A 14930-nucleotide genomic window follows, 5' to 3' on the forward strand; every position below is an offset into this window, starting at 1 on the left:
AATATTTTGATATAGATTTTTTCATCATCTGTTTCTTTATTGTTTAGGTTTCAGATTATCAGGAGCTAATTCTCCACCTTCGGGGGAGTTAGAGGGGGAACTTACCACCGTTTCTCTCCAATATGCCTGAAGCACTGGAACCACAAAAATGGTCATGATCTGGATGATCATTCCACCAACTATTGGAATTGCCATAGGCACCATAATATCAGATCCTTTTCCGGTAGATGTTAGAACAGGGAAGAGAGCAATAATTGTTACTGCAGTGGTCATCATAGCAGGACGCACTCTTTTTAATCCTGCTTCCATCACAGCTGCCCGAACTGCCTCTACCGTTTTAGGTTTTTTCCTTTCGAATACTTGGTGAATATAAGTTCCCATTAAAACACCATCATCGGTTGCGATTCCGAATAAGGCAATGAACCCCACCCAAACTGCAACGCTTAAATTGATATCTCCCATCTGAAACAAGTCCCGCATATTCATACCGGAAATGGCAAAGTCCATGAACCAAGTTTGACCGTAAAGCCAGATCATTATAAATCCTCCCGCAAAAGCCACAAATACTCCTGAAAAGTGAATTGCAGATGCGATTATGGTTTTAAATTGAAAATAAAGTAACATAAAGATCAAGATCAAACTTATCGGGATCACAATTGCCAATCGTTTTACCGCTCTAACCTGATTCTCATAATTCCCTGAAAACTTATAACTCACACCTGCAGGAACTTTGAGCGTTCCGGCATCTATTTTGTCCTGTAAAAACTTTTGTGCATCATCTACTACGTTCACCTCAGCAAAACCATCTCTTTTGTCAAAAAGCACATAGCCAACCAAAAAAGTATCCTCACTTTTTATCATTTGTGGACCTCTGGTATATTTTAATTCGGCTAATTCACCTAGTGGAATTTGAGCACCGCTATTTGTAGGCACTAAAATCTTCTTGAGGCTTTCCGGGTCATCCCGTAACTCTCTTGGATAACGTACTCTAACAGGATATCGCTCTCGACCTTCCACGGTAGTGGTGATCTCCATTCCGCCAATGGAAGTTTCCAAGCTTTGCTGCACGTCTTCAATACTTAAGCCATATCTGGCAATGGCGTTTCTATCAATATCAATTTCTAAATAGGGCTTCCCAACGGTTCTATCGGCAAAAACCGCTTCAGCCTTTACAGAAGGTACTTGCTTTAACAATTCCTCAAGTTCAATTCCGAAATCCTGAATTGTTTGAAGGTCTGGCCCGTAAACCTTTATTCCCATTGGAGCCCGCATCCCGGTTTGTAGCATCACCAATCTGGTTTCTATTGGTTGTAATTTAGGGGCAGAGGTCACTCCCGGAATATTGGTTCGTTTTACTATTTCTTCCCAAATATCATCTGGACTTTGAATATGAGAGCGCCAATTCCTGTAATAATCACCATCCTCATCTTCAATTAGATCTTCCCTTTCTGTCCTGCCATCTAAGGCTTCTTCATTGGTTAAGCTATCTCCAGATCTTAATATGAATTTATTATCATCATCAACTTTAAAGGCCACTGGTTTGCCCTTTTCAGTAAGAATAAATTCAGGTTTATAATTAATCATAGTCTCATACATAGAGATTGGCGCAGGATCCAGTGCACTTTCTATTCGCCCTAACTTTCCAACAGCCACATCTACTTCGGGAATATCTGTAATTGCAATATCGAGTTTTTGCATGATGTCTTTGGAAGCTTCTATCCCAACATGAGGCATTGCAGTAGGCATCAGTAAAAAACTCCCTTCATTTAATGAAGGCATGAACTCTTTCCCTACTCCCGGAAACGTATGAGACATTCCGCTCCAAATAGAAGTACTTCTCACGTTCCAGCCTACCTTGTCAAAACCGGTTGCAGCAAAACCAAAAACCTTTGGGAATCCTAACCAGATCATGATTCCAAATAAAATGGTTATTAATGGAAGTGTAAGAAATTTCCCTTTATTTAATAGGCACCAGTTAAGAATCCCTTGGTAATATTTCACTATTCCCATGAGAATTAAAAGAGTAATGGCAAGCAGTACAATTACAAAGAAATAGTTTGAAATTACAGATGTTTGATGTCCAAGTGGCACCCATTCTTCCGCTAAGAAAAACAAGGTTACCGCAAGGATCACTATTACGGTGATCAAGTTGGAATACTTTCCTAAAAATTCTGGGTTTTTATCTTCGAATAACCTTAATGTTCCTATTACAACTAATGCTAATGGTAACCAAAAACTAAAATAGATCGCTAAGAAAAGTCCAGTAACTATTAAAACTATATTCCAGATCCTTACCACTTTTTTCTTCTGAATTTTTATGTTGAAAAAGAAAAAAGTGATCATTGGTAATATCAATATCCCAATAATAAATGCTGCTCCCAAGGCAAAAGTTTTGGTGAATGCCAATGGTCTAAATAGTTTACCTTCTGCATGTTCCATAAAAAAGACCGGCAAGAAACTTACAATAGTAGTTGCTAAGGCAGTTGTAACAGCTGGGGCTACCTCTAAGGTTGCTTTATGAATTACCTGCAATAATTTATTATCTCGGGCTCCCGCATTCTTTTTCATCTCCAAGTGCCGAATAATATTCTCAACGAAAATAATTCCGACATCCACCATGACCCCAATAGAAATAGCTATTCCAGATAATGCAACCACATTGGCATCTACCCCAAAATAACGCATGGCAATAAAAGTCATTAGCACCCCAATAGGCAATAAACTGGAAATTAAGATGGAGGCTCTAAGATTTAGAACCAATACAATAATTACAATGATACTTATTAAAATTTCATGCGAAAGGGCACTCTCAAGAGTTCCTATTGTTTCACCAATTAATTGTGTACGATCATAAAAAGGAACAATGGTAAGCTTGCTTATAGTTCCATCTGCCAATGTTTTTTGAGGCAGACCTACAGATATTTCCTTGATCTTCTCTTTGGTATTCTTAATTACTTGAAGCGGATTGGAACCATATCTGGCAACGACTACTCCTCCAACAACCTCTGCTCCTCCTTTATCCAAGATTCCACGGCGTTCTGCAGGCCCCAAGCTTACCACCCCAAGATCTTTAATCAGAACAGGAGTGTTATTATCATTGGCAAGAACTACTGAATTTTCGATGTCCTCAACAGACTCGATATATCCTAATCCACGAACCAAATATTCAACTTTATTGATCTCCATGGTTTTGGCTCCAATATCCCTATTGGAATTCTTCACAGCCATCATCACCTGATCAATTCCAATATTATATGCCTTTAAAGCATCTGGATCTACATCTATCTGATACTCCTGAACATAACCTCCTACTGAGGCTACCTCTGAAACTCCTGAAGTTCCGCTTAATCCAAGCTTCACATAATAATCCTGGATAGATCTCAATTCATTAAGATCCCAGCCACCGGTAACATTACCTTCTGGATCGCGACCTTCCAGTGTATACCAATAAACTTGCCCCAGTCCAGTTGCATCTGGACCTAAAGTTGGTTGCACACCTGATGGAAGCAGATCTGTTGGGAGCGAGTTCAATTTTTCTAATACCCGGGTTCTGGACCAATAGAATTCTACATCCTCTTCAAAAATGATATAGATGGTAGAAAAGCCGAACATCGAAGTACTACGAATAGATTTCACTCCGGAGATGCCCAATAATGTAGAGGTCATGGGATAGGTGATCTGATCTTCGATATCCTGCGGAGATCTCCCCGGCCAATCTGTGAATACAATTTGCTGGTTTTCACCGATATCTGGAATGGCATCTACGGGAACCGAATCTTTAGGCAAAAATCCAGTATCCCAATCGAATGGCGCAGTGACCAATCCCCATCCTACCAAAAAAATCAACAATAGTATAGTTACCAATCTATTGTAGAGGAAATATTTTATAAGTTTATTAAACATGTGTTTACTTTAAATAATTTTCAAAAAACTAAGTTTTTGGTCGAAGAAGAATGATAAAGATCAGACTACGACATAGCTCAAACTGACTACTTTTGTAGTTAGTTCGATAAAAATTATTTAAAATCAGATAAGGAATACCTGATCCATCAAATGGATATCTGTGACCAGTAGGGGTGGGGAATAATCTTTAAAAGGAATTATCTGTTCTGGAGAACTTTCAAAAAGTTCAATGAAAGAAATAGTAAAAGCTGAAACAAAAACTTGCTGATCCAGACTTAATTTATCAAAAGAGATCTTTAACTCGTCTTGACCTTCTATGGCAAGATGTGTATTAGTACAGCAAGAATCTGTAAGCATTCCTGAAACCATCATAGCATCCATATTATGGGAACTCATCCCACAATCTTTAACTTTAGAAAACACAGCTTGATCTACCAATAAATCTCCACAGAAATGTTTTTCGATAGTAAAGGAAAAGGTGGAAACCAGCACTAATAGCGCTAGAATCAAAGAAGAAAATTTCTGGATGCCTTTTTTCATTACAAACAAATATAAACAATAATTGTTATAATTGATATACTTACCTCTTAATCAGCAAGCATAGATTATAACAGCTTATACAAATGTAACAGAAAGTTGTATCTCTAACTTTCAAGTTTTCAGGATTAACTTTTGAGTTTATGGCCATTTTTGCGCCTGTAATAATAGAATGCTGGCATTAATATTAGAACAAAAATTGGATGGATCAAAAACCTTCTAACATAAAAGAGTGCTAAAAAGTTTTGGCTTTCTATTTCAAAAATCAAGACAACAAACACAGTAAAACATATTACAAAAAAGATCGAAAAAAGATAAACAGAGAATTCTAAAATATTTTTATCAAAAAAAGTAACATACAGAATACCCAACGAAATAATAGAATTGATTAAATACCTTAAAAGGACATTAAAAAACAATTTCCCGGTCTCAAAATATGGAAATGAGTGATTCAAATAGTCTGCCTCATAGAATTTTAATAACGGGTCATAAAATAATTGATTCTCAAAATAGCGCACCATTACTAGTAAGGTAACAAGCAAAGAGATCATAATAATTTTATACCGCTTTTTCATCTACTGTGTTTTTAGAAAATAACCGAACCCAAAAAACCCACAAAATAAATACAGTCCCGTAAATTATGAGCGGAAAAACAATGGTGTGCAAGAAGCTTGTGTATTGTGGGTATTCATAAATACCAATAGCCAAGATAACAATTCTTAAAATATTCGCGATATAAATGATCACTGCTCCTGTAAAAATATAGAGGAAGCTTATTTTAAACTTGGCGAAAAAGGAAAGTATAAAAGAGGTGAACAATATAATGATACTTATAGAATTACAACCTTCTACGATCCTTGCAAGAAATATATCATTGACATATAATTGCAGGGAAGGCTCATTTGGATGAATCATTGTCTTTGAGGTATAGCCAAAAGATTCGATCACAGATTCACTTTGCAAGGCCACTAAATGTGTGAAAAAGTCGGGATAGTAGCTAGAAGCTTCAAAAAAAGAGAGATAAAAATTGTATAAAATCGAGAATATAAAATAGCTTCCCATAAAAACGAGAATGAACTGTAAAACCGATCTATATTTTTTAAATAGTTGAAGCAATTAAAAACTTGATTTTAACAAATTTATAGAAAATACATAGGTGACTGTACTAATACTTTTTAATACTTTTGAACAAAAATCAGCAACATGCCTTTTCAAAAATTAAAACCTCAGGTCCTTTCTATCATAGAATCCAAAAATCTTTCTGTAGACCACAGGCTTACAGAAGTTTGCGAATTATTAGAAAAAAATATTCCTTACTACGATTGGGTAGGATTCTATTTTAAAAATGGAGATAAGAACGAGCTCAAATTGAGGGCTTTTGCTGGAGAACCTACAGATCACCTAATTATTCCTTTTGGAAAAGGAATTTGTGGGCAAGTAGCTGTTACCAACAAGAACTTTGTTGTACCAGATGTAAAAGCTCAAGACAACTATATTGCCTGCAGTATTTATGTAAAAGCAGAGATCGTTGTGCCTTTATTCGTTAATGGAGAAAATATTGGGCAAATAGATATAGATTCTCATACCGCAGATCCATTTTCTAAAGAAGACGAATTGTTCTTAGAGTTTGTTAATGAAGAAATCGCGAAAATTTTAGGATAAACTATTCAAAATTTAAGCTTTGAAGTTTCAAATTTGTCTATTGTTCATTGTCCATGCCTAAATAGCAATGACCACTTTAGATTCCTTCTTTACTGTTAATTTTTCCCCTTTGGGGAAATGCCCCAGGGCAATGGGGATTACATCCCCGTCCTAATTGCTTCTACAGGATCTAGTTTGGAAGCAGCGATCGCAGGTATTATTCCTGAAATCAATCCAATAACTGCTGAAACCATTGTTCCTATAAACATATTCCATGGGGACAAGACAAATTCAAAATCCCCTGTGAATTGCGAAGCTAGGATTGAAACTATCCATACCAGGAACAATCCTATTAATCCGCCAATTATTGCTAGTATCACGGCTTCAAATAAGAACTGGAACAAGATAAACCTATTCTTGGCTCCTAAGGATTTTTGAATTCCTATTAAATTGGTTCGTTCTTTTACACTTACAAACATGATATTTGCAATCCCGAAGCCTCCAACCAATAATGAAAATCCACTTATAACCAGCCCCATTAGATTAAGTTGTCCCGTAATATTATCTATAAGGTCTGCAAACCCTTGAAGCTGATTCACAAAGAAATTACTAATCTCATCTGGCTTTAAAGCTCTGTAATTTCTCAACTTCTGAGTTAGCACTGCGATAAATTCAGCATTATCTACGCCTTCATTTGGCTTAATAAGTATTTGAGGAAAAGCAGCTTTATTATTATCCCCATAAATTCGTCTAATAACATTTACAGGTAAAAATACCGAAGTATCTTTAGAGCCTCCAAACAATCCAGCTCCTTCCTTTTTGAGAACTCCAATTACAATAAATCTTTGCCCGTACATTCTAATTTCTTTTCTCAAGGCTTCTCTTTGTCCAAATAAATTCTGGGCAATTTCATGTCCTAAAATAATTACGTGGGTCCCACTAACAGATTCTGCCTCATTAAAAAATCTCCCCTCTGCCAGCTGTAGCGCTTCAATTTGATAATAATTATGAGTAACAGCGCCAACCTCTACCTGAGAAACCGTTTTTTCTTCGAATTTGATAGTTTCTCTTCCTACATTCAAAGCGTAATCTATAGCTTCTACATCTGGAAGATTTTTTTCTAAGTATTGATATTCATCATAAGAAACATCTGGAAATTGTTCTCTTTTCCAACGAGGGATCTCCGAAGGTCCAAATTTGAAACGCATTACCATTATGGTGCTATTATCTAAGGAGCTTAAGCTTCCTTTTATTTCTCGCTCTAGGGAATCTACTGCAGCAAGAACTGCAATAATAGAAAATATACCTATGGTTACACCTAACAAAGAAAGGAAGGTGCGTAGTTTATTGTTTATTAACGCACTGACAGCGAAATTAAAACTTTCTGTTAATAGCCTTAAATATATTAGCATAGAAAAACCGGGTGTTTTTACAAAGATTAAAGATAAGACGTCTAGTGTATATTTTCGTTACATTTTTTTTAAGAAATAAAACTTTAGAACTATATAATTAATAGCGATTTAATTACTTTTGCAAGCTTAACAAACACAACACAATGAGCAATTTAAAAACGGCGAAATCTGCTTTAATTTCGGTATTCAGTAAAGATGGATTGGCACCCATAGTTAAGAAAATGGATGAACTTGGAATCACTATTTATTCAACTGGTGGTACAGAAAAATTCATTAAAGATCTGGGGATCGCTGTTATTCCTGTAGAAGATCTAACTTCTTACCCCTCAATTTTAGGAGGTCGAGTTAAAACTTTGCACCCTAAAGTTTTTGGTGGGATTCTTAACAGACAGGATAATGAAGGTGATGTTGCAGAAATGAAGGAATTTGAAATTCCTCAAATTGACATTGTGATTGTGGATCTTTATCCTTTTGAAAAAACAGAAGCTTCAGGAGCATCTGAGGCAGATATTATTGAAAAGATCGATATAGGAGGAATTTCTCTTATTCGAGCTGCAGCTAAGAATTTCAAAGACGTACTTTGTGTTTCTTCTGTAGATGATTACTCAGCGTTTTTAGAACTCTTATCAGAAAATAACGGAACTACTTCACTTGAAGACAGAAAGAAATTTGCAGGAAAATCTTTTCAGATTTCTTCACATTATGATACTGCTATCTTCAACTTCTTTAACTCTGAAGACGACACTTTCAAACAAAGTTTCAATAAAGGAAAAGAATTAAGATATGGGGAAAACCCACATCAAAAAGGAACCTTCTTTGGAGATTTTGAAGCTATATTCGATCAGTTACACGGAAAAGAATTATCCTATAATAATTTACTGGACGTAGATGCTGCGGTAAATTTGATGAACGAGTTCAAAAATGACGCTCCAACATTTGCAATTTTGAAGCATAATAATGCCTGTGGATTGGCTCAAAGAAATACTATCTTGCAAGCTTATAAAGATGCTTTAGCGGGAGACCCTGTTTCAGCTTTTGGTGGCGTTTTAATTAGCAACACTGAAATTGATAAAGCAACTGCAGAAGAAATTCATAAGTTATTTTGCGAAGTAGTGATCGCTCCTTCTTTTTCTTCAGAAGCACTTGAAGCTTTAAAAGGAAAAAAGAACAGAATTATTCTAATTCAGAAAGAACAGGAATTACCGCAGAAACTAGTGAGAACTTGTTTAAATGGGGTTTTGGTTCAAGATAAAGACTTTAAGACAGATTCTGAGGCAGATTTAACGGATGCTACAAACAATAAACCCACTTCTAACGAGTTAAAGGATTTGATATTTGCATCTAAAATTTGCAAACACACCAAATCCAACACCATCGTTTTAGCAAAAAACAAACAATTACTAGCAAGCGGAACCGGGCAGACCTCTAGAGTAGATGCTTTAACGCATAGTATTGAAAAAGCAAAGTCGTTTAATTTCGATCTCAAAGGATCGGTGATGGCAAGTGATGCTTTTTTTCCTTTTCCAGATTGTGTAGAGATTGCAGATAATGCAGGAATTACCGCAGTAATTCAGCCTGGAGGCTCTATTAAAGATCAATTAAGCATAGATTATTGTAACCAACATAATATGGCTATGGTAATGACTGGTACGCGCCATTTTAAACATTAATTTTATTACATTTACCTAACCTCAACAAAAGAAATATGGGATTTTTTGATTTTCTCATTGAAGAAATAGCAATAGATTTAGGAACCGCCAATACTTTGGTAATCCACAACGATAAAGTAGTAGTGGATAGCCCATCTATTGTTGCCAGAGACAGAACCACCGGAAAAATTATAGCCGTAGGTAAAGAAGCTGCAATGATGCAAGGGAAGACCCATGAGAACATTAAAACAATTAGACCCTTAAAAGATGGAGTAATTGCCGATTTTGACGCCAGTGAACAAATGATAAATATGTTTATCAAAGAAATTCCGGCATTAAAGAAAAAATGGTTCACTCCTGCTCTTAGAATGGTAATTTGTATTCCATCTGGGATTACAGAGGTTGAAATGCGTGCGGTAAAAGAAAGTGCAGAACGTGTTAACGGAAAGGAAGTTTATCTTATTCATGAGCCAATGGCAGCAGCTATAGGTATTGGAATAGATATCATGCAACCTAAAGGGAATATGATTGTGGATATAGGAGGTGGAACAACAGAGATTGCAGTGATTGCTCTTGGAGGGATTGTTTGCGATAAATCTGTAAAAATCGCGGGAGATGTTTTCACAAATGATATTGTTTATTTTATGCGCACACAACATAACTTATATGTTGGGGAGCGTACTGCTGAAAAAATAAAAATTCAAATAGGTGCTGCTACTGAAGATCTTGAGATCCCACCAGAGGAAATGAATGTTCAAGGTAGAGATCTACTTACCGGAAAACCTAAACAGGTTCAAATATCTTATAGAGAAATCGCTAAGGCATTAGACAAATCTATTTTAAGAATAGAAGATGCTGTGATGGAAACTTTATCTCAAACCCCACCAGAATTAGCTGCCGATATTTACAATACAGGAATCTACCTTGCAGGGGGAGGATCTATGTTAAGGGGATTAGATAAACGATTGTCTTTAAAAACAGATCTTCCAGTATATATTGCAGAAGACCCCTTGAGAGCCGTAGTTCGAGGAACTGGAATATGCCTTAAAAACTTAAGCCGTTACAAAGGAATATTGATAAAGTAGGATTAACCCATGCAGCAGATTTTCAATTTTCTTATCCGCAATAAGAATAACATTTTATTTCTGTTGCTGTTTGGCTTATCTATATTTTTAACAATTCAATCTCATACTTTTCATAAAAGTAAATTTATAAGCTCTGCCAATTTTATAACCGGTGGTATTTATAAAAAAGCGAATAGCATTCAGGCTTATTTTTACCTGGAAGAGTATAACGAACGTCTTTTAGAGGAGAATAATGAATTAAGGAATAAACTTTCCAATATTCCGGATACCATTTTCGAGGAAACTTTTATCGATTCTACCATCTATGAAGGGGTTTATCAATTTAGAACAGCAAGAGTCATAAATAATAATTTTTCCAAAGTAGATAATTACATCACTTTGGACAAAGGTGAAAAAGACAATATAGTTCAAGAATCAGGAGTAGTAACCAGTCAAGGTATTGTAGGAATAATAGATAATGTTTCTAGAAAATACTCCAGAGTTATCTCAATTCTCAATAGCGATTCTAAAATAAACGCGCAACTCAAAAAAACCAATCACTTCGGGTCTTTGATCTGGAATGGAAAAGATCCCAATATTGTACAGTTAATAGATGTTCCCAGATTGGCTCCGGTTAAAAAAGGTGACACTATTATAACAGGTGGGAAATCCTTGATTTTTCCTCGCGGTATCCCAATTGGAAATATTGTAGGTTTTGAGTTAGATGAAAATAAAAGTTATTTCACAATAGATATCAAATTATTTAATGACATGACCAATATTGGTCATGTGTATGTTATTGTAAATAAGGATAGAAAAGAAATAAAAGAACTGGAGGAAATAGATGACTAATACAATTATCTCTAATAGCATCCGGTTTGTGGTCTTGGTCTTATTGCAAGTCTTACTTCTTAATAATATCAATTTTTTGGGTTTTATAAATCCATATCTATACATCCTGTTTTTAATTCTTTATCCTTTTAACACTCCACAAGGTTTATTTATGCTAGTAGCTTTTTTATTAGGGCTAAGCATAGACACTTTTGAAGATAGTGGAGGAATACATGCCGCGGCTTCTGTATTTATAGCATATATCCGCCCTATTATATTACGGTTTTCTTTCGGAATAAGTTACGATTACCAAACAGTAAAATTATCCAACACCCCATATGGAGCAAGACTGAGTTATATTTTTCTTGTGGTGCTTCTTCATAATTTATTGCTTTTCATTTTGGAAATGTTCAATTTTTCTCATATCTATTTAATTCTGAAAAAGACTGTTTTCACGAGTATTTTCACTATACTTTTAGTCTTAATTAGTTTGACATTATTTAAAACGAAAAGACGATGAGAAGGCTGTTGCTGTACATTATAATTATTACCACTGGCTTTATTTTTATAGGCCGATTATTCTATCTGCAGATTGTAAATGAATCCTTCGCCGGTTTAAGTGAAGACAATGCAATAAAGGTGGTTTACGATTATCCTCAGCGAGGTTATATTTTTGATAGAAATGGGGAATTGTTGGTTTCTAATCAACCTTCGTATGACGTAATGGCCATCCCAAGAAATATAAAGCCCTTTGACACTGCAGAATTTTGCAACATCTTAAAAATCACTCCAGAACAACTTTCAAAGAAACTAGACAAGGCAAAAATATATTCTCCGAGACTCCCCTCTATTATTGTACCTCAACTCACAAAATCTGAGTATGCATACCTTCAGGAGAAAATGCGGAAATATCCAGGCTTTTATATCCAGAAGAGATCTTTACGGGATTATCAGACCCAAAACGGTTCCAATGTCTTAGGCTATATTGCTGAAGTAAACAATAAAATAATTGATGAAAATCCCTATTATATTTCTGGAGATTTAATTGGAAAACAAGGGGTTGAAGGTCAGTATGAGGAATTGCTTAGAGGTATAAAAGGCGTAAAATACATTCAGAAAGATAGATTTAATAGAGATATTGGGCCATTTAAAGAAGGGATTTTTGATACTCTACCAAAAAAAGGAAAAGATGTCACTCTTTCTATAGATGCCATGCTGCAAGCTTATGGCGAAAAATTGATGGAGAACAAGCGTGGAGGAATTGTAGCAATAGAACCTGCCACTGGTGAGATCCTATCACTTATCACAGCTCCAAGTTATGATCCTGCTCTACTTATGGGAAGGCAACGCTCTGCGAATTTCACCGAACTTTATTACGACACTATTGCAAGACCTTTATACGATAGAGGTTTGTTAGCTGAATACCCACCGGGTTCACCATTTAAGACGATCAATGCGCTTATAGCTTTACAAGAAGACGTTGTGGATATTCACGATAAGTTTTCTTGTAACAGAGGCTATGTGTATGGACGAGGTAGAAAATTAGGCTGTCATGCCCATGCGAGCCCATTAGATATGATCCCGGGAATTGCTCAATCTTGTAATGCCTATTTTGCTAACGTCTATAGGAGGATTATAGAAAAATATCCTACCCCACAGGAAGGTATAGATACCTGGGCGAAACATTTAAATAGTTTTGGTTTAGGAGAGTTCTTAGGCTACGATTTGCCTGCGGGAAGGTCGGGAAAAATTCCAAATGCCGAATATTACAATAAGATCTACGAATATCCAACTTACAAATGGTATGCAACCGCAACTATTTCTAATGCTATTGGACAAGGAGAAGTATTAATGACCCCTATACAATTAGCTAATATGACCGCCACTATTGCCAACAAAGGCTGGTTTTATACCCCACATATTTTAAAAAATATCGAAGGAGATCCAATATCTGACCCAGATTTTACTAAGAAAAACTTCACCACTATAGATAGTGAGCATTTCATTCCGGTTATAGAAGGAATGCACCAAGTATATAAAGTTGGTACCGCATCTGCTTTACAAATACCCGGAATTGAAATAGCCGGAAAAACTGGAACTGCAGAAAATTTCACCAAAATTAACGGTAAGAGAACACAACTAACAGATCATTCTATATTTATTGCATTTGCACCAGTGGAAAATCCTAAAATTGCCATCGCAGTATTTGTTGAAAACGGGTATTGGGGAGGTAGATATGCCGGTAGAATTGCAAGTTTAATGATAGAAAAATATCTTAAAAAAAGCATTTCTAGAGAGGATATGGAAAATTGGATACTCACTCATAGTTTGGAAGATGAATACTTAAAGCCACTTAGTGGAGAACCTTTCTCAATTAATAAATAATGGCGAAAGGCACTATTAGTTTTGATTGGATAACCATTTTAATTTACCTTTTACTCATAAGCTTTGGGTGGATGAATATATATTCAGCTTCACTTGGAGATGCTCCTTCCGGGATTTTTGATTTCAACGAGATCTATGGGAAACAGGCTATTTGGATCATACTCGGTTTATTTATGATCATCATCATATTATCTATTGAGGCTAAGTTCTACATGAAGTTCTCGAGTGTTTTCTATATAATATCACTTGTTTCCATTTTAGGGCTCTTTGCCTTCGGAAAGACCATTAACGGAGCTACTTCATGGTATGTATTTGGCGGAGTAAGCATTCAGCCAGCTGAATTCGCGAAAGTTGGTACTACGCTGGCACTCGCAAATTACCTTGGAGACATTCAAACAAATATTAAATTATTCTCACATCAGCTTAAGGCATTTTTTATAATCGTTTTACCTGCTCTTATTATTTTACCTCAACCAGACGCAGGAAGCGCTATGGTATACGCAGCATTTCTATTCCCGCTATATAGAGAAGGACTATCTGGAATTTACTTATTCTTAGGGTTTGCTGGAATAACTGTTTTTATATTAACCTTGGTTCTTGGGCCATTGTATGTAGCCATTGCGGTCGTTATCATTAGTTTACTAAGCTTGCTTCAGAAAAAAAGGAGACGCCCGAAACCCCTTGTTATATTAGGGATTATTATAGGTGCGGTTGCACTTTCTTATTCTGTAGATTATATCTTTGAGAATGTATTTGAACAACGCCATAGGGATCGCTTCAATATAGTTTTAGGAAAAGAAGTAGATGCTAGGGGAATTGGATATAACACCAATCAGAGTGAAATTGCAATTGGTAGTGGAGGCTGGTTAGGTAAAGGCTGGACAGAAGGTACACAAACCAAAGGTCAATTTGTTCCAGAGCAGCACACAGATTATATATTTAGTACCGTTGGTGAGGAATGGGGATTTCTAGGAACCTCTTTAGTAGTGCTTTTATTTATGGGCCTACTCTTTAGATTATTATTTCTTGCAGAGCGGCAGAAATCTACATTTCATAGAGTGTATGGATACAGCCTAGTGGGGATTATGTTTATTCACTTTCTGGTGAATATAGGAATGGTAACAGGGATTTTTCCAACTGTTGGAATACCACTTCCTTTCTTTAGCTATGGAGGCTCTGGTTTATGGGGCTTTACTATCTTACTCTTTATCTTTATAAAGCTAGATTCTGAAAGAATGGCCTTTTAATCCTACATTGAGGGTTTAGTGCACCATCCTGATGGCTCGGGATTCCTCGATTTTTCTCCCGAATCATCGGAAAATAACTAGTTGTCTTACTTCAGGCTTCTTGATTCAAGAGAGTTTTATTTACATCTTTCTACTAAAACCAATAGCAAAGCAACAGCAAGGATTATAACCGGATAAATATATTTTCTCTTCATAGGAAATTCATAGGAAAGTTGCAGACATAGTAAAGAGCCTGTTTAAAAGATTTGTATTTACATCATA

General features: G+C 35.9%; 12 protein-coding genes. 7 read left to right on the top strand and 5 right to left on the bottom strand.

Annotated features, from left to right (window positions below; genetic code table 11):
* Positions 1-36: 36 nt before the first annotated feature.
* The 4 genes from H033_RS0100155 to xrtF form a co-directional block, all read right to left on the bottom strand.
* Positions 37-3903 (bottom strand): efflux RND transporter permease subunit, encoded by a 3867-nt coding sequence (locus H033_RS0100155; RefSeq protein ID WP_026836503.1) that lies wholly within the window; start codon positions 3901-3903, stop codon positions 37-39.
* A 123-nt stretch (positions 3904-4026) separates the two neighbouring features.
* Positions 4027-4443, bottom strand: coding sequence for an HYC_CC_PP family protein (locus H033_RS0100160; RefSeq protein ID WP_026836504.1), 417 nt, complete (start codon positions 4441-4443; stop codon positions 4027-4029).
* Between the two features lie 125 nt (positions 4444-4568).
* Positions 4569-5015, bottom strand: a complete 447-nt coding sequence (locus tag H033_RS0100165; RefSeq protein WP_026836505.1) for an exosortase F system-associated membrane protein — start codon at positions 5013-5015, stop codon at positions 4569-4571.
* Positions 4999-5556: an exosortase family protein XrtF gene (gene xrtF, locus H033_RS0100170; RefSeq protein WP_034885966.1), complete on the bottom strand. Its 558-nt coding sequence runs from the start codon at positions 5554-5556 to the stop codon at positions 4999-5001. The genes H033_RS0100165 and xrtF overlap by 17 nt, the downstream gene beginning before the upstream one ends.
* Before the next feature lie 87 nt (positions 5557-5643).
* On the opposite strand from xrtF, the gene H033_RS0100175 reads away from it, so the two are divergent.
* Positions 5644-6102, top strand: a complete 459-nt coding sequence (locus tag H033_RS0100175) for a GAF domain-containing protein (protein WP_026836507.1) — start codon at positions 5644-5646, stop codon at positions 6100-6102.
* Between the two features lie 137 nt (positions 6103-6239).
* On the opposite strand, the gene H033_RS0100180 is transcribed toward H033_RS0100175, so the two are convergent.
* Positions 6240-7493, bottom strand: coding sequence for an ABC transporter permease (locus H033_RS0100180; protein WP_026836508.1), 1254 nt, complete (start codon positions 7491-7493; stop codon positions 6240-6242).
* A 143-nt stretch (positions 7494-7636) separates the two neighbouring features.
* On the opposite strand from H033_RS0100180, the gene purH reads away from it, so the two are divergent.
* From purH to rodA, 6 genes are read left to right on the top strand one after another with little or no spacing between them, the layout of a single operon-like run.
* A complete protein-coding gene (gene purH / locus H033_RS0100185) occupies positions 7637-9163 on the top strand; it encodes a bifunctional phosphoribosylaminoimidazolecarboxamide formyltransferase/IMP cyclohydrolase (protein ID WP_026836509.1) in 1527 nt (508 codons plus the stop codon).
* Between the two features lie 35 nt (positions 9164-9198).
* Positions 9199-10227: a rod shape-determining protein gene (locus tag H033_RS0100190; RefSeq protein WP_026836510.1), complete on the top strand. Its 1029-nt coding sequence runs from the start codon at positions 9199-9201 to the stop codon at positions 10225-10227.
* Positions 10228-10236: 9 nt separating this feature from the next.
* Positions 10237-11058 (top strand): rod shape-determining protein MreC, encoded by an 822-nt coding sequence (gene mreC, locus H033_RS0100195; protein ID WP_026836511.1) that lies wholly within the window; start codon positions 10237-10239, stop codon positions 11056-11058.
* Positions 11051-11557, top strand: a complete 507-nt coding sequence (locus H033_RS0100200; RefSeq protein WP_026836512.1) for a hypothetical protein — start codon at positions 11051-11053, stop codon at positions 11555-11557. The genes mreC and H033_RS0100200 overlap by 8 nt, the downstream gene beginning before the upstream one ends.
* A complete protein-coding gene (gene mrdA, locus H033_RS0100205) occupies positions 11554-13422 on the top strand; it encodes a penicillin-binding protein 2 (RefSeq protein WP_026836513.1) in 1869 nt (622 codons plus the stop codon). Before H033_RS0100200 ends, mrdA begins: the two co-directional genes overlap by 4 nt.
* Positions 13422-14669, top strand: a complete 1248-nt coding sequence (gene rodA, locus H033_RS0100210) for a rod shape-determining protein RodA (RefSeq protein ID WP_026836514.1) — start codon at positions 13422-13424, stop codon at positions 14667-14669. The genes mrdA and rodA overlap by 1 nt, the downstream gene beginning before the upstream one ends.
* The last annotated feature ends 261 nt before the right edge of the window (positions 14670-14930 follow it).

The sequence above is a fragment of the Gillisia sp. JM1 genome (assembly GCF_000424645.1).
Classification (GTDB): domain Bacteria; phylum Bacteroidota; class Bacteroidia; order Flavobacteriales; family Flavobacteriaceae; genus Gillisia.